General features: G+C 40.8%; 22 protein-coding genes, 1 other RNA gene and 1 riboswitch. Of the genes, 7 read left to right on the plus strand and 16 right to left on the minus strand.

The window, feature by feature from the left end; translation table 11 throughout:
* Positions 1 to 245: 245 nt before the first annotated feature.
* A riboswitch (SAM riboswitch) is annotated at positions 246 to 348 on the plus strand.
* Positions 349 to 415: 67 nt separating this feature from the next.
* The gene (locus ACAN53_RS12325; protein ID WP_379970418.1) at positions 416 to 1,189 is read left to right on the plus strand and encodes an alpha/beta hydrolase; all 774 of its coding nucleotides are present in this window, start codon (positions 416 to 418) and stop codon (positions 1,187 to 1,189) included.
* A 35-nt stretch (positions 1,190 to 1,224) separates the two neighbouring features.
* Here the strand turns inward: ACAN53_RS12325 and ACAN53_RS12330 are convergent, their stop codons facing one another.
* Both ACAN53_RS12330 and ACAN53_RS12335 read right to left on the minus strand, forming a co-directional pair.
* A complete protein-coding gene (locus ACAN53_RS12330) occupies positions 1,225 to 1,920 on the minus strand; it encodes a GTP pyrophosphokinase (protein WP_379970419.1) in 696 nt (231 codons plus the stop codon).
* Between the two features lie 209 nt (positions 1,921 to 2,129).
* Positions 2,130 to 3,182 carry an oxidoreductase gene (locus tag ACAN53_RS12335; RefSeq protein WP_379970420.1) on the minus strand — a complete coding sequence of 351 codons (1,053 nt, stop codon included), beginning with the start codon at positions 3,180 to 3,182 and terminating at the stop codon, positions 2,130 to 2,132.
* A 549-nt stretch (positions 3,183 to 3,731) separates the two neighbouring features.
* Here ACAN53_RS12335 and ACAN53_RS12340 point away from each other — a divergent pair.
* Together ACAN53_RS12340 and ACAN53_RS12345 are read left to right on the plus strand one after the other, a co-directional pair.
* Complete coding sequence (locus ACAN53_RS12340; RefSeq protein ID WP_379970421.1) at positions 3,732 to 4,664, plus strand: NAD(P)-dependent oxidoreductase; 933 nt, start codon at positions 3,732 to 3,734, stop codon at positions 4,662 to 4,664.
* A 93-nt stretch (positions 4,665 to 4,757) separates the two neighbouring features.
* Positions 4,758 to 5,267: a peroxiredoxin family protein gene (locus ACAN53_RS12345; RefSeq protein ID WP_379970422.1), complete on the plus strand. Its 510-nt coding sequence runs from the start codon at positions 4,758 to 4,760 to the stop codon at positions 5,265 to 5,267.
* A gap of 40 nt (positions 5,268 to 5,307) precedes the next feature.
* Here the strand turns inward: ACAN53_RS12345 and ACAN53_RS12350 are convergent, their stop codons facing one another.
* The 7 genes from ACAN53_RS12350 to ACAN53_RS12380 all read right to left on the minus strand — a co-directional run bounded on the left by ACAN53_RS12350 (position 5,308) and on the right by ACAN53_RS12380 (position 11,412).
* Entirely contained in the window at positions 5,308 to 5,868 is a 561-nt protein-coding gene (locus ACAN53_RS12350; RefSeq protein WP_379970423.1) for a GNAT family N-acetyltransferase, read from the minus strand.
* A gap of 64 nt (positions 5,869 to 5,932) precedes the next feature.
* Positions 5,933 to 7,315: an amino acid permease gene (locus ACAN53_RS12355; protein ID WP_379970424.1), complete on the minus strand. Its 1,383-nt coding sequence runs from the start codon at positions 7,313 to 7,315 to the stop codon at positions 5,933 to 5,935.
* A gap of 314 nt (positions 7,316 to 7,629) precedes the next feature.
* Positions 7,630 to 8,475 (minus strand): C39 family peptidase, encoded by an 846-nt coding sequence (locus tag ACAN53_RS12360; protein ID WP_379970425.1) that lies wholly within the window; start codon positions 8,473 to 8,475, stop codon positions 7,630 to 7,632.
* Positions 8,476 to 8,568: 93 nt separating this feature from the next.
* Complete coding sequence (locus tag ACAN53_RS12365; RefSeq protein WP_379970854.1) at positions 8,569 to 9,264, minus strand: C39 family peptidase; 696 nt, start codon at positions 9,262 to 9,264, stop codon at positions 8,569 to 8,571.
* Between the two features lie 167 nt (positions 9,265 to 9,431).
* Complete coding sequence (locus tag ACAN53_RS12370) at positions 9,432 to 10,529, minus strand: metallophosphoesterase (RefSeq protein WP_379970426.1); 1,098 nt, start codon at positions 10,527 to 10,529, stop codon at positions 9,432 to 9,434.
* Positions 10,530 to 10,746: 217 nt separating this feature from the next.
* Positions 10,747 to 10,941 (minus strand): hypothetical protein, encoded by a 195-nt coding sequence (locus ACAN53_RS12375; RefSeq protein WP_379970427.1) that lies wholly within the window; start codon positions 10,939 to 10,941, stop codon positions 10,747 to 10,749.
* Positions 10,942 to 11,073: 132 nt separating this feature from the next.
* Positions 11,074 to 11,412 (minus strand): winged helix-turn-helix transcriptional regulator, encoded by a 339-nt coding sequence (locus tag ACAN53_RS12380; RefSeq protein ID WP_379970428.1) that lies wholly within the window; start codon positions 11,410 to 11,412, stop codon positions 11,074 to 11,076.
* A gap of 105 nt (positions 11,413 to 11,517) precedes the next feature.
* Here ACAN53_RS12380 and ACAN53_RS12385 point away from each other — a divergent pair, with 105 nt between their 5' ends.
* Positions 11,518 to 11,901, plus strand: a complete 384-nt coding sequence (locus ACAN53_RS12385; protein ID WP_379970429.1) for a RidA family protein — start codon at positions 11,518 to 11,520, stop codon at positions 11,899 to 11,901.
* 158 nt (positions 11,902 to 12,059) lie between these two features.
* Here the strand turns inward: ACAN53_RS12385 and ACAN53_RS12390 are convergent, their stop codons facing one another.
* From ACAN53_RS12390 to smpB, 3 genes are all read right to left on the minus strand, one after another.
* Entirely contained in the window at positions 12,060 to 14,606 is a 2,547-nt protein-coding gene (locus ACAN53_RS12390) for a vitamin B12-dependent ribonucleotide reductase (RefSeq protein ID WP_379970430.1), read from the minus strand.
* Positions 14,607 to 15,008: 402 nt separating this feature from the next.
* Positions 15,009 to 15,361: a transfer-messenger RNA gene (ssrA, locus tag ACAN53_RS12395) on the minus strand.
* A gap of 121 nt (positions 15,362 to 15,482) precedes the next feature.
* A complete protein-coding gene (smpB, locus tag ACAN53_RS12400; protein WP_379970431.1) occupies positions 15,483 to 15,950 on the minus strand; it encodes an SsrA-binding protein SmpB in 468 nt (155 codons plus the stop codon).
* A gap of 148 nt (positions 15,951 to 16,098) precedes the next feature.
* Here smpB and ACAN53_RS12405 point away from each other — a divergent pair, with 148 nt between their 5' ends.
* Complete coding sequence (locus ACAN53_RS12405; protein WP_379970432.1) at positions 16,099 to 16,833, plus strand: MBL fold metallo-hydrolase; 735 nt, start codon at positions 16,099 to 16,101, stop codon at positions 16,831 to 16,833.
* Complete coding sequence (locus tag ACAN53_RS12410) at positions 16,814 to 17,368, plus strand: TetR/AcrR family transcriptional regulator (RefSeq protein ID WP_379970433.1); 555 nt, start codon at positions 16,814 to 16,816, stop codon at positions 17,366 to 17,368. Before ACAN53_RS12405 ends, ACAN53_RS12410 begins: the two co-directional genes overlap by 20 nt.
* Before the next feature lie 209 nt (positions 17,369 to 17,577).
* On the opposite strand, the gene rnr is transcribed toward ACAN53_RS12410, so the two are convergent.
* The 3 genes from rnr to secG form a co-directional block, all read right to left on the minus strand.
* On the minus strand, positions 17,578 to 19,872 hold the full coding sequence (gene rnr / locus ACAN53_RS12415; protein ID WP_379970855.1) for a ribonuclease R: 2,295 nt from the start codon (positions 19,870 to 19,872) through the stop codon (positions 17,578 to 17,580).
* Positions 19,873 to 19,977: 105 nt separating this feature from the next.
* Complete coding sequence (locus tag ACAN53_RS12420; protein WP_379970434.1) at positions 19,978 to 20,721, minus strand: alpha/beta hydrolase; 744 nt, start codon at positions 20,719 to 20,721, stop codon at positions 19,978 to 19,980.
* A 175-nt stretch (positions 20,722 to 20,896) separates the two neighbouring features.
* Positions 20,897 to 21,130 carry a preprotein translocase subunit SecG gene (gene secG, locus ACAN53_RS12425; RefSeq protein WP_379970435.1) on the minus strand — a complete coding sequence of 78 codons (234 nt, stop codon included), beginning with the start codon at positions 21,128 to 21,130 and terminating at the stop codon, positions 20,897 to 20,899.
* A 240-nt stretch (positions 21,131 to 21,370) separates the two neighbouring features.
* Between secG and ACAN53_RS12430 the strand changes: the two genes are divergently transcribed.
* Positions 21,371 to 22,327 carry a nuclease-related domain-containing protein gene (locus ACAN53_RS12430; protein WP_379970436.1) on the plus strand — a complete coding sequence of 319 codons (957 nt, stop codon included), beginning with the start codon at positions 21,371 to 21,373 and terminating at the stop codon, positions 22,325 to 22,327.
* Positions 22,328 to 22,520: 193 nt separating this feature from the next.
* Here ACAN53_RS12430 and eno read toward each other — a convergent pair whose 3' ends face one another.
* Positions 22,521 to 23,816: a phosphopyruvate hydratase gene (eno, locus tag ACAN53_RS12435; protein WP_379970437.1), complete on the minus strand. Its 1,296-nt coding sequence runs from the start codon at positions 23,814 to 23,816 to the stop codon at positions 22,521 to 22,523.
* Positions 23,817 to 23,843: the final 27 nt, after the last annotated feature.

Below are 23,843 nucleotides of genomic sequence, written 5' to 3' on the forward strand. Positions count from 1 at the left end.
ACCTCATTTTACCTATTATGATTTTATGAGACGAATCATATGACTACAATTTTAATTACAACCATGCGTTTATAATCAAAATACCACGAGCATAAAGTGAAACTTCTCACCGCGGGGTTCAAAAGCCTTCTTAATACGGGATAAAATTACTTTATATACCTTTATCCTATGTTGACTTTACTGACACGAGATGATAGGATAATAAAAACAAACTAAACCGATTGGAATTAAAAATACAACTGTATATATTATCAAGAGTGAACGAGAGATCTGGCTTGATGACTTCACAGCAACCTCCCCTAGGAAAGGTGCTTCTACCAGCAAAGCAGATGCTTTGGTTGATAAAATGGTACCACTCTTTTTGCAACCAAATGCAGGAAGGGTTTTTTATTTTACTAAAAAGGAGACATGTACATTGAAGAAATCCTATTCTATACTACCAGGAGCAGAACCGTTTTTCTTTAAAGGCAATGAAATTGGTATTTTAGTTTCACACGGATTTAATGGTACACCGCAAAGTATGCGATACGTTGGCGAAAGGCTTGCGGAAAGAGGATTTACGGTGTTAGGTGTTAGATTAGCAGGACACGGTACGCATTACGAAGATTTGGAGCGATGTTACTATGAGGACTGGATTCGAAGCCTTGAAGAAGGATATGAATTCCTTGCAAAACATTGTAAGTCTATTTATATCGTCGGACAATCCATGGGCGCCACTCTTGCCCTCACGCTTGCCCAATCCCATACATGTGCTGGCGTTATCAGTATTAATGCTGCATTCTCAGTTCCGTGCTATGAAGTCTATGATGCTACGAATTCGCCTAAATATATTGACGAATCAGCTCCCGATATGAAAGATTCCTCTGTGTATGAAATCGTCTATGATACCGTTCCCGTTTCATCCATTTTGCAGCTCCTTCGTCTCATTCCATTTGCGAAAGCAAGACTCTCCTCGGTTCATTGTCCCGTCTTGCTATTGCATTCAGAAGAAGATCATGTCGTACCAGCCCATTCTGCATATCAAGTCTATGATGCCATCGGCTCTTCACAAAAAAAATTCATACCTTTAACAAATTCATATCACGTTGCCTCCATGGATTTCGATAAAGATAAGATTGTAAACTACTGCACACAATTTATCGAAGGAAAATTAAGCCTTCCTACTTCCTACAAGGCATCCACTGTCTAAAAAACGAGCATCGGAATAATCCGATGCTCGTTTTTTTACATAAGACTAAGAAGAGAACCTTCATTGACCTTCTTCTTAGACGAATCTTTCCGATCTTTCCGATCTTTATCTTTTATTTCATCCATTTCCTCTTTAAGCCGTTTCATTTTCGCATCCAAATATTGAATCATTTCTGCGGTCTCTTTTAATTGGTCAGTCAAATGTTTCGGAACTGTTTGATCAAATTTGTAATAAATCTTATGCTCCAGGCTTGCCCAGAAATCCATCGCTACGGTTCGAATTTGAATTTCCACCTTCACATGCTCAGTTCGTGTGGAAAGAAACACTGGCACTTCCACAATAAGATGCAGACTCTGATAACCATTTGGCTTTGGATGCTTAATATAATCCTTTACACGTAACACTTTAATATCATCTTGACCCTGAACAATATCATAAATTTTATAAATATCGGAAACAAAGGAGCATGTGACACGAAAACCAGCGATATCATGAATATGCCCTTTCGCATTCTCCACTGTAATAGCAAGTCCTTTCCGTTCTAGCTTACTTACAATGCTTTCAGGGCTTTTAATTCTTGATTTAATATGTTCGATTGGATTGTGCTGATGTACAAATTGAAATTCTTCATTTAAAATCGTTAATTTCGTATCCATTTCATCTAACGCAAATTTATATACAAATAAGAAATTTGTCCATTCTGCAATTTGATCTTGAATGATGTGTTGCATAACAGGTATCACCTTTTCTCTTATTTTCTGATACTATTTTCACTGTATCAGAATACAGTGAACTTTGCATGAAATCTGTATGAATAGTTCATGACAAATTCATTGCAAAATCCGCTAATTTAACGTCACATTGTTGCTAGTATGTACGGATCATTCTTTCTCTTGCAGGATTTTAGTAATCGCATCCCTAACGAGTTGATGATCCCTTCTTAGGATAACCTAGAAACCGTAACCGTACGGCGCTCCCGACTACTTTGCATAGCTGCATGGATAATTGTAATCGTCTGTAAGCCGTCATCTGCCGTAACTGGATTCGATTTTCCAAAGCGTATATGCTCATAAATGCCCTGGTAATAGGCTGCATAATTGCCTTGCACCGTTGCGATTCGTTGCTCCGTCATCGTCCCGTCCTCTTCTGTTATCAGTCGCCCATACATATCCGGTTCATCTTTACCAAAATCTTTACCCAACGGGTTTTCTCCAGCTCTTAACTTACTTTCCTGTATATCGAGCCCATACTTTATATAACTTCCTTTACTACCATGTATGAGAAATTTTGGTCCTTGTCCCATTACAATGGATCCGGAATGAAGTACAACACGTAAGTTTTCGTAACCCATTATAATATGAAAATAATCATCGACCTCCCCGCCTTTTCGCTGGGCGAACACATCGGCCATCACAAACTGTGGCATCCCGAACAGATGCAAGGCTTGGTCAATTAAATGTGAGCCTAAATCATATAACATACCTGCTCCCTTACCTATTTTTTCCCTCCAGCGATCACGCACATGAGGACGAAAACGATCAAAATGTGCTTCGTACGTCGTAATTTCTCCTACTATACCCTTTTGTATTAATTTTTTTATCGTCAGAAAATCATTATCCCAACGTCTATTTTGATACACGCTGAGCATTACACCTTTCTTCTTTGCAAGTGAAATTAATTCAACTGCCTCACTTGGTTCAATAACCATTGGCTTTTCTACAATGACATGCTTTTCATGTAGAATACTTTCTTTTGCCATTTCATAATGCAGGCTATTCGGCGTCGTAATGACAACCAACTCAATTGAATCATCTTGCAAAATTTCATCGATTGTAGAAACAACCCTGACATTTCCCATATCACGGTGAACCCGCATAGCATCACTCGACATGATAGCTACTAGCTCAAATTCATCTAACACACGTAAAAACGGTGCATGAAAGGTTGCCCCTGAAAATCCATATCCGATTAGACCGACTTTAATTGCATTCATTTCATTTCCTCCTCCGTTCCATCTGCTATAATCAGTTTTACATCATATGTTTCTAGTTGTTCCTGTAATTCTACTGGCGGTGCTTCGTCCGTAATGACGACATGAATACTTTGTAAACTTTCTACTGTATGTAAAAATACCTTCTGAAATTTCGAATGATCTGTTACCTGCTTGAATCATCTCTTTTTTTCACATAGGCTTACTCTTTAGCATCCCCATAATCCGTTGTAATCTTTCTCGTTGCAGCATAGCAATCCTCCATCCCCTGTTTACGCTCAGCGTATCGATTTCCCTTACAAAATCCAAGTAAAAAACTTAAAATTTTATAAAATATAATTTTAAAATAGACTATAAAAATTTATTGTGAGATTATATCCCATAAATAGATAAATATTAACAAAAGTATAGGTATAATATAGATTAATACTTATTTTAAAATGGTCATTCCGCCTATTTCATTAGGCTTTGTAAAGTAATCTAGGCTATTTTCTTGCAATAGCCATCAAAAAGTCGGTACAGTAGAAAAAATCATACTAGGAGTGGATTTCATTGAAGGAATTAAAACGAATTGCATTTTTAGGGCTTGGAAATATGGGCGAACCGATGGCAAATATACTGCTTAAGGCAGGCTATTCGGTTACAATTATGCCTCATCGTCGCATGGAACCAGCGCAGCGCTTAGAAGCAGTAGGTGCTGCCATTGCCTCGTCGAAAGAAGAACTCGTAGAAAACGCAGACATGATGATTTCCATGCTTCCGAATCTTCCTGAAATACGAGAAATGCTACTTGGCGAATTTGGTATTGCAAGTATGGTAAAGAGTCCTACCATTCTATTAAATATGAGTACGGTATCCCATAGCGGCATTCGGACATTAGCGGATGAACTTCGTACATATGACATTCGTGTACTAGATGCACCGGTAAGCGGCGGACCTGCACGTGCAACCGATGGTACGTTAACGATTATGGCTGGCGGTGAAATGGATCTTTTTTCCGAATGTGAAGATGTGTTACATACACTTGGAAAATTTGTCTATTATACAGGTGCACTTGGAACGGGCCAGGTAGCGAAACTATGTAACAATATGATGTTTGCGGCTATTACTGCCATCACGTCCGAAGCGTTAACAGTAGGAGTAAAAGCAGGTGTAGATGCAGAAACACTTCGCAGCATTATTCTACAATCAACTGGCGGCAATTATGCCCTAGAAAACTGGCTACCAAAAACCGTCATGCAAAATCAATATGATCCGCAATTTGCTTTAAAGCTTATGTTCAAGGATCTCGGACTAGCTCGCGATTTAGGAAAAGAAGAAGGCGTTCCGCTTTTTATGGGCAATCTTGCGCATGAGCTCTATAGCCTATTTAATAATGAAGAATTCCGTGAAAAAGATTTATCAGTTATTAGTACGCTCTATCAAAATGCAGCTGGCATTAATATAGCAGATGGCAAACCTCGAGAAAAAACGGAAATAAAATAACAAGCAAGGCGTAACGCACCTATCAAAAAGAAAAATATGGTAAGCTACTAGTTGGATGATACATCTATAAATAAAATGCAAGGAGGAAGCATGATGTCCATATTTCAACTAGGCCATATCGTACCAAACTTTACACTCCCAGCAGCAAATGGTGAAGTATATTCATTTGAAGAACAGCAAAAGGCTGATAGCAGCTGGCATCTTATTATTTTCTTTCGCGGCTCTTGGTGTCCGGTCTGTGTGCATGATTTAACAGAAATGCAAGAAAACAAAGGTTTCTTCGACAGTAGAAACGTAGAAATTATTGCGATTTCAACGGATACACAAGAAAACCTAGCAAAAATGACAGATGATTTAAAGCTAACATTCCCTCTACTTTCAGACGAAGGCTTGCAGGCACTCAAGGCATACGATGTATTTTATCACGGTGAGGATGCACCGTATGAAGACCACGGCATTCATGGCGAACCAGCCTACTTCCTCGTCGATGAAAACGGCAAACTATTATATCAACAACGACAAACAAGCCCATTTGGTCGTCCAAGTGCAACTGAGCTTCGCAAGGTTGTACAATACATTAAAAAGCAATTAAAATCGAAATAAATGACAAAGGGAGCAGGCTCAAACCAGCCTGCTCCCTTTGTCATTGTATTTTCGCATATATACATGTATCACGAAGACTCGTTCCGTCTGCGGTAACAGCATCATTCCGTAATATACCTTCAAGCGTAAACCCGAGCCGCTCCGGAATGCGCCGGCTTTTCTGATTATTTGAATCGCAGCGAATTTCCACGCGTCTTGCGCCGAGCTCCTGCATGGCCATTTGCGTAATTCCTTCTACCGCCTCCGTCATAAAACCTTGCCCACTCTTTGATGAACGAATCCAATACCCGATTTCAAACTTCGGTACATTCCAATCAATACGGTGAAGACCAGAGGAAGCAACGAGCTCACCCGTATCCTTTAAAAAAACGAGCAAACGTAAATCCTCACACTCCCTATACCGAATAACTGCCTCGCGTATATGTTCCTCTGCTTTTTGTTCGGATTGTTCATCATGAGCAAACCCGAGCCATGGTTTTAAATCTACAATGGATTCCTTAATCGCCTCGTATACAGCTGTGCCATCTCCGGGTCTCGGCATACGAATGTAGAGCCGCTTTGTAGAAAATTCTGTTGGAACCTCTCGTGACATTGGATTCAAAGTACGTCCCCCTTATGTTTTATACAAAGGGTAGTACTTCCTTATTTTTCCGTCAAGTTCTATTCTATTTTGCTAATTTACTATGCTTATAGCCATACGCAAAGTATAGGAACATTCCAATAACAAACCAAATGGCAAAACCCATCCACGTAATACCTGATAGATGAACCATTAAATAGCCGCAAGAGAGAACAGCAAGTAATGGAATAAGAGGTACGAACGGTACTCGAAATCCACGTTCTAAATTTGGGTTCGTTTTACGCAGTACGATGACGCCAATGGATACGACAATAAAGGCAAACAACGTCCCAATATTCGTTAGATCAGCAAGCTGTCCAATTGGAATGAGCCCTGAAAAAATAGACGCCATAATCGCCGTAACCCAAATGCTCTTCGTTGGTGTTTTCGTTTTCGGATGAACCATTGATAATCCCTTCGGAAGTAATCCATCTCGGCTAATGGCAAAAAACAGACGTGTTTGACCATACATCATCACAAACAATACAGTTGTGATCCCGATAATCGCACCGAGCGAAATCAAACCCGCCGCCCAGTCTTGGTGCACATATTGAAGAGCAAATGCAACCGGATTTTTCACATCAAGCTGCGTATACGGTACCATCCCTGTCAGTACGGCCGATACACCGACGTATAATACGGTACAGATGAGTAAGGAAGCAATAATACCGATTGGCATATTGCGCTGCGGATTCCGCACTTCCTCTGCAGCAGAGGATACCGCATCGAATCCAATGTATGCAAGAAAGGCTGTCGCTGCCCCGTTTACGACACCTGAAAATCCAAACGGCATAAATGGCGTCCAGTTTTCTGGCTTTACAAACTTCACCCCTACGACAAGAAACAAAAGAACAACAGAAATCTTAATAATAACCATAATATTATTTATGCGTGCCGATTCTTTCGTACCAAGCGCAAGAATTGTCGCTAGTAGAAAAACAATCAGAATTGCAACAAGATCTACATACGTTCCCTTTGCAGGATTGTAGGCATTGCTAATGGCAGTCGGAATATGAATGCCAAAACCAGCAAGGAGACCTTGAAAATAGCCAGACCAACCACTTGCCACAACCGAACAGGCAAGTCCGTATTCTAATATAAGATCCCAGCCAAGAATCCAGGCAATCAGCTCACCAAACACCGTATAGCTGTATGTATACGCACTACCGGATACAGGTACTACCGAAGAAAATTCTGCATAGCACAGTGCCGCAAAGACACAGGCAAGTCCGGACAAAATAAAGGAAAGGATAATGGCAGGGCCTGCATGCTCCGCCGCCACTACTCCTGTTAAAACGAAAATACCCGTACCAATGACAGCACCAATACCGAGCATTGTTAAATCAAATGCCCCAAGTGATTGCTTTAAACGTGATTCTTTACTACCAGAAAGCAATGTTGTGATTGATTTTTTACGAAACAAATTCATGATGAGAACTCCTTATGAAACAGAACAGCAAAACGCTATAATGTTTAGAATTTACAGAAAATTATTTGTGTGAAAAACAACACCTGAACTATTTTACAAAACTATTTGCCATGTGTAAAGGAAATACCTTTACATAAAATTTGTAAAAGAATAAAGTTGGCGCAAATGTCATTGAAGTGTGCGTCTTTTCAGTTCAAATTATGTCCATATTTGTGAATAGTCATGCCTACAAAAAAGGGAGTATAACGATTTGGGGACTGGGGGCCGGGCAACGGGCATTCATGAATAGAGGGCACTGAATGATCAGTACCCTTTTACTTTGTATAACTAATGGCTTGACGTCCCATCTGTTCCCATGCCTGTTCAAAGTTTTGACGGGGTACAGCCGTTTTCGGTCCATCTGCAAGCGGATCGTTGATATATACATATTGATCATCATAGCCTACTATCACGACGCTATGTTCACTGTACGTAATTGTCACATCACCATTACTTGTTTCCCATGTAGTAAATTCGTCATCATTTAACGGGGCAAAGGTAGTATTCGTAATAACCCAAACAGGCGCCCCTTTATCTATATAGGAATATAATTCCTTTACATCTTTTCCGGTCAAGTCAACAGCTCGTTCATGCAAATATTGTTGTGTCAATTCATATACAGGCCCATGGTACACACCGTAACCCGAGTTATCTAGCGTATAGATATCTCCAACGAAGCCATCATTAGGATTGCCGCGCTCCTCGTCATCGATAAAAGGAACCTTCGGAATCTCTTGTGCAAGTGTTATTTTGTCCACTGATATACCAGCTGATTGAAGTAACATCGCAAGGCTTGTCACCTCACAGCCTCGCTCTAGCTCTGGTAATTGCTGAATAAAGGGAACGTTACTTAGCATATGATTTGAAATCGTAGTTTGAGCAGGTTGAACAGGTTGAACAGGTTGAACAGGTTGAGCAGGTTGAGTCTCTTGCTTTACCACTTGTGTATCTTCTGTTGATGTCACATTTGCCGACTGGCTTTCCATCTGAGTAGACGGGGTTTTCTGATTGACAAAAGAAAATGTATGGTTATACACGATATAAACACCTGTTGCGAAAAGTAAAACTGTCAAGAACCCGATACTATATAGTAAACGACGAGAACGCATAGGTTCAGTCACTTCCTCACCATTGCGACATACTGGAACGTCTTTATTGTTAAATAGTTTCCTTAACTTTTACTTAAAAAAACAATTGCTAATCCATTGTTTTTTTCAAATCGGCTCATAGCTAATAGCCTGGCTCCCCATTTGAATCCATGCCTGTTCAAAGTTTTGACGAGGTACAGCCGTTTTTGGGGTACCCGCGAGCGGATCATTTATGTATACGTTCTTTTCATCATAACCAACGATAATAACACTGTGCTCATTATATGTAATTGTGACCGGACCAGAGTTCGTATCCCATGTTTCAAATTGATCGTCATTTAGCGGTGCAAACGATGTATTGGTAATGACTAAAACGGGAACGCCTTGGTTGAGCATGCTATAAATAGTTTTCATATCTTTACCTGTTAAATCTAAGGCCTGCTGCGGTAAGTATTTTTGCGCGAGTTGAAAAAGTGGACCATGATACACACCAAATCCAGGCTTCGCATGCGTATATATATCTCCGACAAACCCATCATTTGGATTTCCTTGATAATTTCCTTGTAAAAATGGAACGTGCGCAATTTCTTTCGCTAGCGTCATTTTATCGGCTGAAACGCCTGCAGACTGTATGAGCATCGCTAGACTCGTAACCTCACAGCCCCGCTCTAGCTCAGGCAATTGCTTGATAAACGGAACCGTGTCTATAAAAGCACTTTGCTGGACAGTTAACTCACCCTTTAGCACTACCTGCTTATTCACCACAGGGCTAGTTGTAACGATTTGTACTTTTGTCTTGGTATCACCATTTATCCATTTCATTAGCTGTAAGTTAATCGAAGACAATGGTGGCAATGATCTGCTAAACATGACAAGAAAAGCAGCCAAGATCATACTATTCATATAGTGAATTTTGCGCATATTAAATACCCTTTCCTATAACACGGTTTCTACGATGATTGCTGCTTACTTTTTTCTCATCAGTGGAATCAATCAAATGTTACTTCAATTTGAAGAATCTCAGATTGGCTTCCAATCCGCAAAGGTGGACCCCAAAATCCAAAACCGGATGAAACGATGGCATGGAAGTTTCCTCTTTTAGCGAAGCCCCAATCTAAATCAAAAACTCTCTTTGTAATAAGATGATTCGGGGCCATTTGCCCTCTATGTGTATGTCCCGATACCAATACATCTACAAATGCTGCTTGAGCTTGCTTCAATTCAGCCGGCTGATGATCCATCACAATTATGGGGAGAGTATGATCGAGAGGCTTTATCATTTCTTCAAAGCTTTTGCGCTTTCGATCCGTCTTATCTTTTCTACCTACAAGTAAAAAACTATCCTCTATTCGTACCACTTCATCTAGCAGGATGTGTACGCCTATTTTCTTCATTTCTAGTAAAAACGCAGGAATCGCTCCGCCGTAATATTCATGATTTCCTAATACACCATATATTCCAAGAGGTGCCTGCATTTGTTTCATCACTTGTCCCATATTCTTTTTTATAAAATAGGCAGGATGATCATCAATAATATCACCGGGTAACAGGATGATATCTGGTTTCATTTCATTTACATGCTTTACCAATCGTTTCAAATGGTTCATGCCGGACAATTGACCAAAGTGCATATCCGATGCCATTGCAATTCGCAAGGATGCTCGGTTTGTTTTCTTTGGTATATGGACCTCATACTTACGCACAACCGGACTATAGGCATTCCATGTTCCATAAGCAAAAATGACAGCAAAAGCAACAATGGTTGCTACGCCTGACCAAAAAATGGACTGATCCTTAGAGAATGATAGAGCGCGCAAAAGAAAAGCAATTCCATCCGCAATTGGCAATACCAATACGGCATACTGTATAACAGCAATCCAATAGGAACCGACAATACGAAAGAAAGGAATTACTCTGCCAAGCAAATAGGAACATGACAAGACTGTCATTACAATAGCAAAGGCCCCCCAGTACGGAAAGGAAAATGTCGTATATAACCACTCCCACCCATTCCATCCTATATAAAATGAGAGCAAAACATATATAATAAAAATGCCAATTATATTTAAAAATTGACGCATTCGCAAGCCAGGTTCCTCCTTTACCCTCTGATGAGAACAATATACCATATATTATTTGCCAGTGGGTCTTTCCTGTTCTTACTAAAAAGGAAAACTGCCCTAAAATAGCGGGATAAAAAAAAGCGATCGCAAGGCGCGATCGTTTAATCTTATTACTCTATATGTGCAAAAGTCCCAAGCACGAGCTATTCAGCAATCCTGTTTTAAAGAAAATGAGTACGAATTATTGTTGTGTTGCGGAGGATTGATTTTGTGAGTTTCCATTCGGATTCATTTGTCCTCCTCTTGCTCCTGTATGCTGTGCAAAAGCTGGCTTTTGATTTTGTTTCACAACTAAGTATCCTACCCCAATTGCTGAAAGTGCACTTAACACCATACTAACTGAAAGTAAAATTACTATCAATTTCTGTTTTTCCATCATAACTCCCCCTTATTCTCACTTAAACAAGACTCATTATGAGAAGGGTTTCTTAATTTTTCCTTAAGAATTATTTTACCTCCTTTGTTAAACTCAAGCCCCCATTACTTGAATAAGCTATACAGAAGGAAGTTAATTATTGCGATTTTTTTCTCCCCACTCACATAACTGTTCCAAAACAGGTAATAGAGTTTCTGCTTTATGTGTAAGACTGTACTCAACTTTAGGGGGGATTTGAGGATACTCTTTCCGTCTAACCATCCCATCTGCTTCCAATTCTTTAAGTTGTGAACTCAATGTTTTAAAGGTAATAGCTCCTATTTTTCTTTTCATATCATTAAAGCGAACGGGTTGATTTTCTGCCAGGAGGTAAAGAATAAGCATTTTCCATTTACCGCCAATCACTGACAATGTATAACCAAAAGGTGTCTCTTGGATATTACCATTTTCTTTATAATCAGCCATACTCATATTGACACTATCCTTTCTGGTAGTAACTATCAAAAAAGTGCGTTCTATTTTTTTCCTTTTTTTCATTTTATACTTACTTTACTTTGAATTAAAGGAGAGAAAAAGATGACTAATGTTAAAACCTATAATCACGACCTTTGGGATCACGGTATTACTCAAGGCTACAGCGTCAACGGTACTATCTACATTTCAGGGCAATTTTCCCACGATAAGGAAGGTATTTTCGTCGGCGAGGGCGATATCGAATCTCAGACACGACAAACGCTTGAAAACCTCGATTGCGTACTAGAAGGATTTGGTGTCACGAAGTCCAACCTCGCTTATGTGGAAATCTATCTAACAAATCCGCAAGAGCACTCCGAGTCAGTCATCGGTCTGTTCAAGGAATACCTAGAAAAACACAGGCCTGCGGGCAGCCTCATCGGCGTGACCTACTTGGCGTTCCCAGAGCAACTGATTGAAGTCTCGGCTGTCGCACACACTGATTAAATAAAACTATTAGTGAACCAACTATCCAATTCTTCGGCTCACTCACCTTTCCATTTTTCTGAAAAGACAAAAAACAACCTATTTAGTAATAAATACCAAATAGGTTGTTTTTTATTAAACTTTATTGTAAACCAACAAAGTGGCCTTTTTGTAATATTTTATAATCCACACTTCAGCTGTACGCCGCAGTTATTACATGTATTACAGCCGCCGATTTCTTTAACTTCCCCTTTGAGACACACTGGACATGTATCTCCTACTTCTGAACCGATTGTGACGTTAGTCGAACGCAGTTCGTTGATTGTATCCACAAGCACTACCTTTTTCTTTTCGGTGCTTGTGTTTGTTTCATGATGATGATCCATCGTATTTTCTTCTGCCTTCAAGGTCAACACTTGGCTGTCACGGCTTCCATCTACATATACCGTACCACCCTTTGCACCGCCCTTGTACAAACGCTCATATACCTTTTCTACCTGACTTACTGTGTACCCTTTCGGAGCATTTACCGTTTTACTGATGGAGCTATCTACCCAGCGCTGAATAATACATTGTACATCTGCATGAGCTTCCGGTGCTAATTCCATTGCAGAAACAAACCATTTTGGAAGTTCATTCGGATCTGCTTCTGGATGCTCATCCAAATATTCTTGTACAATATCCGCCTTTACTTCGATAAATTTACCTAAGCGTCCACTACGGAAGTAAGTGAATGAGAAGTAAGGCTCAAGCCCCGTGGAAACGCCAACCATTGTTCCCGTGCTACCTGTTGGTGCAACGGTTAATAAATGAGAATTGCGAATGCCGTATTGGATGATGCTTTCGCGAATATCGTCTGGCATATGCTTCATAAATCCCGTATTCACAAATCGTTTGCGCAGTGTCATTGTTTCTTCCTCTGTAGCACCAATTAAAAATGGGAAGCTTCCTTTTTCTTTAGCTAATTCAACAGAGGCGCGGTATGCCGTTGTTGCAATTGTTTCAAACACTTTATCAACGAGCAAGTTTCCTTCCTCTGAGCCGTATTCTGTTTCACAATAGATTAACAGATCGTGAAGTCCCATAACCCCTAGACCTACGCGGCGTTCGCCTAATGCTTGTTTTTTATTTTCTTCTAAGAAATAAGGAGTGGCATCAATCACGTTGTCCTGCATACGTACACCGATTTCCACCGTTTTCTTTAATTTATCAAAATCAACCGTTTTATTCTTTTTATCAGCCATGGATGCTAGATTCACAGCAGCTAAATTACATACAGAAAATGGTGCGAGCGGCTGTTCTCCGCATGGGTTCGTTGCAACAACCTGCTGACCGTACGCCTTAGCGTTCGTCATATCGTTGGCATTATCAATAAAGAAAATACCAGGCTCGGCTGAATACGTCGCACAAATATTAATTAAATTCCACAGCTCTTTCGCACGAATTTGACGGTAGACACGTACGCTATGGCCAAGCTTCTCCCATTTGCGGACATCGCCGATTGCATGCCATTGCTCGTTGTAAACTTTCATTTCTTCCGGGCTGTAATTTTCAGTATCCGGGAAACGAAGGTCATAGGTTTCATCGTTTTCAACGGCATTCATAAATTCTTTTGTTAGGCATACAGAAATGTTTGCGCCTGTTAAAAATTCAGGGTGATGAACGCTATAATTGCCGCCTGTACGCAATTTTTCTTCTGCTTCCCGAATTGTATTTTCATTGAATGCGTGACGATGAGCTAAAATTCCTTCATACATTTCTATTTCTTGTGATGTAAGAGGCTTAAATTTCAGCTTCTCACTTGCATATTTTTTGATTGTTTCATCTTCTGTGTTTTCAATTAAATAACGAAGAATGCGAGGATTTTGCATTTTTGAAATAATAAATTCAATGATATCCGGATGCCAGTCTGTTAGCATAATCATTTGCGCGCCGCGTCTACTTCCACCTTGTTCAACAAGATGCGTCAGTTTTGCAATATCATCTAACCAAGAAACTGAGCCCGATGATTTCCCGTTTACACCCTTTGCTAATGTATTTCTCGGACGAAGCGTAGAACCATTTGTACCAACCCCGCCGCCGCGGCTCATAATTTCCATTACCTGTTTACGATGCTCCGAAATTCCTTCTCTTGAATCCTGTACAAACGGCATCACATAGCAGTTAAAATAAGTAACGTCCGTATCAGCTCCTGCGCCATATAATACTCGTCCAGCCGGAATAAAATTTAAATCTGCTAACTCTTCATAAAAAGAACCAAACCATTTATCACGATTTTCTTCGAGCGTTTCAACAGAGGACAAACCTGCTGCATTTCGTTTGGCAATTTGCTCATAGTAAATTTCAAGAGGTTTCTCCATTACATCAATGGAGCGAGTAATGATTCCCGTTTCCACTTCTTCTGGCTTCGTAAGTACGCCGCGATATTCTTCTTCAATTAGAACGCTTGCCTTCTTTCTCTCCCAATCAATAGCTACGATATATCCTAGCCCTCTTGCTGGAAATGTTGGATCTTCTTTTATCGTTAACACGACAAAGTCTCCAACTGTTAGCGTTACTTTTGCAGTATCTTTAAATGAATAGCGGTCAATCATAACAAGTCTCGAAACCCCTTTATGGGTAATGTTCATATCAGGGGTGATGGGATACACTTGAGGAAATAAAGAAATATCTTTGTTTAAACTATCAATATTAATCGTCATTTTTTCTTCGGACATAACAGGCATCGTTACCTCTCCTTTGGTTCTTAATTCTATACTTTTTCTTTACTAAACCTACACGTTCATAATTTCTTTAGCCTCCTAAATCTATCACACAAACAAGTTATAATCAATATACAGTAAACAAAACATTTTTTATTACGATATATAGTGTGTAATCATTTAGATTCCGTAATTAAAGAATTTATAAAATGAGGGTGGGTTTCCTTGCATGCTTAGATGAGGGTAGAAATACTGGAAGCTTTAATAGAGAAAGTGAAATGATTTCTTCATGAAATAAGTAGATGTACTTCGATTATTTGACACATCTAATGAGCCCTCCAAGGTTCCCCGAAGGACAAGGCAAAAACGGACTCACCGCATGCGGCAAGTCCGTATAGTATCGTGTTTAACCACCAAAGTATGTATTGGTGGAGACGGTGGGAGTCGAACCCACGTCCAGAAATATCGTCACTTAAGCTTCTACGAGTGTAGTCGACATATTGGCGCTTCGCGAGCTCTTTTGCCTATCGACAGGCGGCAGGGCTCGCTAGTCTGATTGTTCTCTTCCTTTGTCCTCAGACGGTGGACGCCGGCGTAGTCTGCTAAGAGTGAGCCCCTTACCCTACCACACAGACAATGGAGGGAGGAGCAGCCGCACTAATTAGGCAGCTAAAGCTAAATTATTTTTGCCAGTTATAGGCGTTGACGTTTTAACGAGGCCGATCCCCTCGACTCGCAACCTAAGCTCGAACTACCCCTGTCGAATCCGTAACGTCCCCATATAAAAGGGAGCTTTACGAGAAAGTGTAGCATTAAGAGCTATTTTTCAAAGTTCAGCTGTTTGGTACATTTCTTATTATAGCCGATGAAAGATGTAGATGCAATTGTAAAATACTGTAATTACATCTTTTGGCGATCGCGAAATGCTCGTTCTACATCGCGCTTCGCTTCTTTCTTCTTTAAATCTTCACGCTTATCGTATGTTTTCTTTCCTTTTCCAAGTCCAAGACTTACCTTCGCATACCCATTCTTCAAAAAGATTTTTAGCGGTACTAATGTATATCCGACTTCTTTCGTGTAGCCGATGAGCTTCGCTATTTCTTTTTTATGTAAAAGTAACTTTCGCGGACGAAGTGGATCATGGTTAAATCGGTTTCCTTGCTCGTACGGGCTAATATGCATACTATACACCCACACTTCTCCGTCTTGTACACGAGCGTATGAATCTTTTAAATTGACGCGACCAGCGCGAATGGATTTAATTTCGGTTCCTTGCAGGACAAGTCCGGCTTCATATGTCTCTTCAATGAAATATTCATGAAAGGCTTTTTTGTTTTGTGAGATCGTTTTTCCGTATCCTTTTGGCATGAGGGTACCCCTCCTTTATTCACCCTATTGTAACAAAAACAACGGTTCTTCACAATGTAACAACTCTCTATAAAAAAGAACTTTACTTAACTAATATTATTAGTTAAAATACTAAATATATTAGATAAAAAACAAGGAGGAATTTTACATGCGTCTTACACAGAACGGACCATTATACCAACTTAGTTTTTTACCGAATGCATTTCCTGTGAATTGTTATTTAGTCGAAGAAGAAAATGAATTAACATTAATTGATGCTGCCCTGCCATATAGCCATAAGGCTATCTTACAAGCTGCTTCTGCAATTGGTAAACCGATTACACGAATTGTATTAACCCATGCGCACGGCGATCATGTCGGCTCACTTGATGTATTAAAACAAGCACTTCCTGAAGCTAAGGTATATATATCAAAACGCGATGCGAGACTAATGGAGTATGATTTATCTCTTGATGAAAATGAGCCGCAAACACCGATTAAAGGCGGGGTACCGAAAACACTACAAACCCGCCCAGATATTCTCCTTCAGGATGGAGATACGATTGGCTCATTAACCGCAATCGCAGCACCGGGTCACACGCCTGGACTTATGGCATTTCTCGATGAACGAAATCACTTTTTAATTGCAGGGGACGCCATGCAAACACGCGGCGGCATTGCGGTATCCGGGAAGATGATTCTTTCTTTTCCATTCCCAGCATTTGCAACGTGGAACTTTGCCGTTGCAATTGAAAGTGCTCGGAAACTCGTGCAAGTGAATCCGAAGCTACTCACAGTTGGACACGGAAAAATGGTAGTGGATCCTATAGCACAGATGAAAACTGCTATTTCGGTAGCAGAGAAAAGTTTGGAGGCAAGTAAGAATGGCAAGAAAGGCAATTAATTTACAAACAATATTACAAACAGCGGTTAAGCTCGCAAACGTAAATGGGCTGGCGAACGTAACACTTGCCTCCCTTGCCCACGAGCTTGGCATTAAAACCCCTTCCTTATACAACCACATCGAGGGGATGAACGGCCTACGAAAGGAATTAGCTTTATACGGGATGAAACAGCTCTACGACAGTATGGTTGATGCTTCAGTTGGAAAGGCAGGAGACAAGGCGATCCTTTCCATCGGCTTGGCGTACGTTTCGTTCGCAAGGTCAAATCCGGGTTTATATGAAGCAACCCTTTCTGCATCAGTAGATCCTGACTTGCAGTCTGCGGCAGAAACGATTATTAAGTTGTTGCTGCGCGTCCTTGAGGAATACAACCTAACCGATGAGGACGCATACCATATGATTCGTGGAATTCGGAGCCTCCTGCACGGCTTTGCATCACTTGAACGTGTAGGCGGGTTTGGTATGTCGCTGGATCATGATGAGAGCCTAAAGCGACTGATGAAAACATATTTAAACGGATTGCAGCATGCTTAAGAAAATTCATCTGCTTTGTTTTCGGCTTCGTCCGGTTCACGGGCGGGGCTTTCGATCGTATTTCCTCTTGTTCCGATCGCATCTAGTTCGGTTTCAATCGCATTCTATGGTTTTCCGATCGTATCTGTTTCGTTTTCGGCGAGCCTCCTCTTCTCCCAAAAACAACAAGAGGCTAACCCATATGGAGTTAGCCTCTTGTTATATGTCTATCATTTTTTCTTCTTTTTTCGTTTCACACCCGGAACACCTTCATAAAAGCCTTTCTTTTTCTTTCCATCTTTACGATGATTAGCCCCTTTATGACTTGATCCTGAACCTGATTTTGATCCGGTTTCGCTTTTCTTTCGATGTCTGCCGCCTCCGGATTCAATGACCATAGGTCGTGGTCTGCTATCGCGTCTGCGGCTCCCCTTCATTCCAACCACTTCAAAATCGACTGAGCGTTCGTCTTTATTCACGTTTACAACGCGAATCGTAATCTCGTCGCCGATTCGGAAAATATTACCTGTCCGTTCCCCAATCATGGCAAAATGCTGTTCATCATAGCGATAGTAATCATCAGTTAGGTAACTTACGTGAACAAGTCCTTCTACCGTATTTGGTAACTCAACAAAAAGGCCGAAGTTCGTAACCGAATTAATAATTCCGTCATATACTTCCCCGATTTTATCCAGCATAAATTCAGCTTTCTTTAAATCATCGGTTTCTCGCTCTGCTTCAACTGCGCGGCGCTCCATATTCGAAGAGTGCTCAGCTAAGTCAGGCAGTTTTTCTCGCCAAATTTGCTGCGTTTCCTTGTCTATCTTTCCGTTAATTAAATACGTACGAATGAGACGATGTACGATTGTATCGGGATAACGCCGAATTGGCGAAGTGAAATGCGTGTAGTACTCAGTTGATAAACCAAAGTGTCCAAGACTATTTTCATCATAACGTGCTTGCTTCATGCTACGGAGCATAACCGTCGAAATAACCATTTCCTCAGGCTGTCCTTTTACCATATCAAGCACCTGTTGAAGCGCACGCGGATGAATGTCGTTCGCTTTTCCTTTTACCGCATAGCCAAAGTTTGTGATGAATTGGAAGAAGCGTTCAAGTTTATCTTCCTTCGGGTCTTCATGCACCCGGTACATAAACGGTACGTTCAGCCAATAAAAATGCTCTGCAACAGTTTCGTTCGCCGCAAGCATAAATTCTTCAATTAGCTTTTCGGCGGTAGATCGTTCGCGAAGTACTACGTCCGTTGGATGTCCATCTTCGTCAACAAGCACCTTTGCTTCTTTAAAATCAAAGTCAATGGCACCGCGGCGCATCCGTTTTTCACGAAGAATCTCAGCAAGTCGCGCCATTTCGTTAAACATCGGTACAAGCGGTTCATACCGAGCCATAAGCTCTGCATCTTGATCCTCTAAAATACGATTTACATCAAAGTAAGTCATTCGTTCTGTCGTTTTAATCACACTTTGGAAAATCTCATGCTTCACGACTTCGCCGCTCGTTGTAATTTCCATTTCACATGATAGAGTGAGACGGTCTACTTTCGGATTAAGTGAGCAAATACCGTTAGATAGGCGATGAGGGATCATTGGAATAACGCGGTCCACCAAATACACGCTCGTGGCACGTTCCGCCGCTTCTTTATCAATCGGAGATCCTTCCGTTACATAATAGCTAACATCCGCAATGTGAACACCAAGCTTATAGTTCCCGTTTTCAAGTTTTGTAACTGTTACAGCATCATCCAAGTCCTTTGCATCTGCTCCGTCAATCGTAACGATCATTTCATCGCGTAGATCGCGGCGATTTTTCCGATCTTCATCTGTAATGGTTTCCGGAACACTGTTCGCATGCTCCATTACTTCTTCCGGAAAAGCTTGTGGCAAACCATGCTTATGAATAATCGATAAAATATCAACACCCGGATCATTTTTATGACCAAGTATTTGAATGACTTCTCCTTCGGCACTATTTTTATTTTGTGGATAGTTCGTAATATGGACAACAACTTTATGTCCATCCACCGCTCCCATGGATGCAGCTTTCGGGATAAAAATATCACTCGTAATCCGTTTATCATCAGGAATGACAAAACCGAAATTCTTCGATTCTGTATACGTTCCGACCGCTTCCGTAATTCCCCGTTCAATAATACGGACAACCGTTCCTTCCTTGCGACTACCACCATGTTCTGTGCTAACCCGAACTAACACGATATCACCGTGCATCGCTCCGTTTAGTTCATTTGGCGGAATAAAGATATCATCTAGTCCTTTTTCTTCTTGCTGAACAAAGGCAAAGCCACGAGAATGACCAATTACCTTGCCGCGCACCAAATTCATTTTTTCCGGTAATCCGTAACGATTACTACGCGTACGTACCACCAGGCCTCTTTCTTCCATCGTAACAAGCGCTTTAATAAAATCTTTAAATTTATCAGCACTCTCTATCCCAAATGCATGCTCAAGCTCCTGCACTGTAAGTGGCTTATAGGCATCTTCCTTCATAAATACAAGTAGCTGCTGAATCGTTTCTTCCAAAAAAATTCCTCCCTTTCGAGGTTATTACTATCTATTTTTACCAAAATGAATCATATGTATAATAAGCACCTACTACCAGTCAAGTTGTTCTAAAAAGCGGTGCACGTCTTCGTGAAGCTCATCCTTCTGCTTGTCCATTGTAATTACGTGGGAAGATTCTTCATACCACTTGATTTGTTTTACATTGGATTCCACTTCGTTATAAATGATGGTTGCACTTTCTGGATTAATCATTTCATCATGACGTGCCTGAACTACGAATGTAGGTGCGTAAATCATATCTACATTATTTCGAACATCACGAATAAGCTGTTGCAATGCTTGTAGCGTATTCATCGGTGTTTTTGCAAATACCTGCATTTCCGCTTCAATTTGCTCCACTGTTTTTCCTTCATGGCGCTTATATTCTCTGGCATACGCAAGTACACCTTTATACATGACATCTTCACTTTTTATTGTCATCGGTGCGCACATCGGAACGACGCCGAGTACCGGAACAGAGTAAGCAAGCTTCAGAGAAAATACACCGCCTAAGGACAAACCGACGACCGCAATCTTTTCATGACCCTTTTCCTTTAAGAATTGATAGGCCTGCATAACATCTTTCCACCAATCCTCAGGTCCTGTATAGACAAGCTGCTCTGGCGGTACACCGTGTCCCTTATAAATCGGAGCATGACATGTATAGCCTCTTTGTTCTAAATATCGTCCGAGCATGCGTACATCGGCAGAGTTTCCAGTAAAGCCATGCAACATCAAAACAGCCCGTTCTCCGCCTTCAAACGTAAACGGCTTTGGCGCCTTCATTTTCATCATCGTTCTCCTCTTTCTCTATCCAAAAAATAACACATTCTGACTATATATAGTGTATCATAGTACGCGCTGTTTCACACGATAGGACATCCCGGAAAGCCCCCCTCTCCAACAAAAAAAAGACTCACCTAGTAGATGAATCTTTCTTCAACGAACGTCTTCTTAAACGTAGCCAATATTATATTTTAAAGTACGCAACTGCTACTGCTAAAAGAAAGAATAAAACCGATAATACAACCGTTATACGTTGCAGCACAGCTTCCATGCCACGCGCTTTTTGTTTACCGAATAATTGCTCTGCACCGCCCGAAATCGCCCCTGAAAGCCCTGAACTATTTGACGATTGAAGAAGTACAAGCACAATTAACACAACGGATACGATGATCAATACAATTGATAAAAACGTATGCACGCGATGAACCTCCCATATAGACGCAATTAGTTAATTTAACTTTACCATAAAGAAGGGGTTGTCACAAGAGGGGTGGGAGGGTTGGTGATTTGTCGAAAAAGCGGTGGAGTGGGGATTTTGGTAATAAGGTGGGAGGTTTCGGTAATAAACCGAGGGATTTCGATAATTGACGCAATCCCAAGCAGGAAATAACCTCCAAATAGGGAATCAATTAAGTAAACTGAATCATGGAGTGATGAAATGATCGTCAAAAAGCGGGAAATTCCTCTTTTTCTCCTAAAACTTAAGGCTTTGCTTCGAAGGCTCCCTCCCCAGCATCCGAAATTTCCAGTCATATCTGAAGATTTTAAGAAACGACAATCTGGCTATAACGGCGAATGTTCGATTGATTACCAACTTAGTTTTCTGGATGAAACAAAGTATTCGATTTTTCATGACATAAGGCTTCAGGATCAAACGCATTTTTTTCAAATCGACACATTATTGATGTCCACTAAATTTGCTCTCATTATCGAGGTGAAAAATATCGCTGGGACGTTATACTTTGATCCGCTATTCGAGCAGCTAATCCGAACAAAGGACGGAGAGGAAACGGCCTTTCCCAATCCTATTCATCAAGTGCAACGCCAGGAATTACAGCTTCGTAACTGGTTTGCTGCGCAAAGGCTGAAAGAAGTTCCTATCTTTTCACTCGTTGTCATTAGCAATCCCCAAACCATAATTCAAACGGCACCTTCGCCTACCAATCTTCCTAATAAAGTGATTCATCGTAATCTACTTCCAACAAAAATCAATCAGTTTGAAAACAAAATAAAAGCCCCAATTCTTACCGAAAAGGAACTAAAAAAAGGAATTCGTCTTTTACAGAAACATCATACCGAAGCAGATGTTTCGATTTTAGAACGCTACCAAATTTCCTCGGATGAACTCATTAACGGTGTTTTCTGTCCCTCATGTGAGTCGATTCCCTTAACCAAAATTCATGGTGCATGGCTTTGTCAGACGTGCCAAACGAAATCGAAGGATGCGCATTTTGCTGCATTGAACGATTTTAAACTCCTTATTGGACCCAATATCACAAATGGTCAAATGAGAGAGTTTTTGCATATACCTACTATGAAAGCCGCGAGTCGTTTACTCCTTTCCATGAACCTGCCCTATACGGGTGCGAAGAAGAATCGAATCTATCAGCTCTAGGCTTGCAAAGATTTTAGGATTTGGCATTAAACTTGTTTGTTTCGGGATTAAATCACCCGTTTGAGGATTATTTCGCACTTTTCAGGATTATTTTGCATTTTTTAAGATTAAATCCATTTTTTTGAGATTAAATACAAAAAACCCCTATCTTGTGCCGATTTCACACAAGATAGGGGGTTCGAGCGAAATAAAATTATTTCTTCAAGTTATAAAAAGATTTCAAACCAGCGTATACTGCGATGTCGCCAAGTTCGTCTTCGATGCGAAGTAATTGGTTGTATTTAGCGATACGGTCTGTACGGCTAAGTGAACCTGTTTTGATTTGGCCAGCGTTTGTTGCTACTGCGATGTCAGCGATTGTTGCGTCTTCTGTTTCACCAGAGCGGTGAGAGACTACTGCTGTGTAGCCAGCGCGTTTTGCCATTTCGATTGCTTCGAATGTTTCTGTAAGTGTACCGATTTGGTTTACTTTGATTAGGATTGAGTTACCAACGCCTTGTTCGATACCTTGTGCAAGTTTCTTTGTGTTTGTAACGAATAGGTCGTCACCAACAAGTTGTACTTTTTTGCCTAGGCGTTCTGTTAGTAATTTGTGACCTTCCCAGTCGTTTTCGTCTAAGCCGTCTTCGATAGAAAGGATTGGGAATTCTTGTACTAGTCCTTCGAAGAATGTTACCATTTCTTCAGAAGTTAAGCCTGTACGGCCTTCACCAGCTAGATCGTATTTGCCTGTTTCTCTGTTGTAGAATTCAGAAGATGCTACGTCCATTCCTAGGAATACGTCTTTACCAGGTACATAGCCAGCTTTTTCGATTGCTTCTACGATTACTTCAAGTGCTTCGCGGTTAGATCCAAGGTTTGGAGCGAAACCACCTTCGTCACCAACTGCTGTGTTTAAGCCTTTGCCTTTAAGTACTTTTGCAAGTGTATGGAAGACTTCTGCGCCCATACGTAATGCTTCTTTAAATGATGGAGCTCCAACTGGTAGGATCATGAATTCTTGGAAGTCTACGTTGTTGTCAGCGTGAGATCCACCGTTGATGATGTTCATCATTGGAGTTGGAAGTTGTTTTGCGTTGAATCCGCCAAAGTAACGGTACAATGGAAGACCTACATAGTCAGCTGCTGCAATTGCTACTGCCATAGATACGCCAAGAATTGCATTTGCACCTAGTTTGCCTTTGTTTTCAGTTCCGTCAAGATCGATCATTACTTGGTCGATAAGAGCTTGATCTGTAACGTCAAGACCTACGATTTCAGGAGCGATTAATTCATTTACGTTATTTACAGCTTTGATTACACCTTTACCGCCGTAGCGAGCTTTGTCACCGTCACGAAGTTCTACTGCTTCGTATTCACCAGTAGATGCACCACTTGGTACTAATGCGCGGCCAAATGAACCGGATTCAGTATAAACTTCTACTTCTACAGTTGGATTTCCGCGAGAATCAAGTACTTCACGAGCATAAACATCAACGATTGTTGGCATAAAAAATCTCTCCTTTTTAAGTAGCAA

The organism is Ectobacillus soli (assembly GCF_042610425.1).
Taxonomy (GTDB): Bacteria; Bacillota; Bacilli; order Bacillales; family Bacillaceae_G; genus Ectobacillus.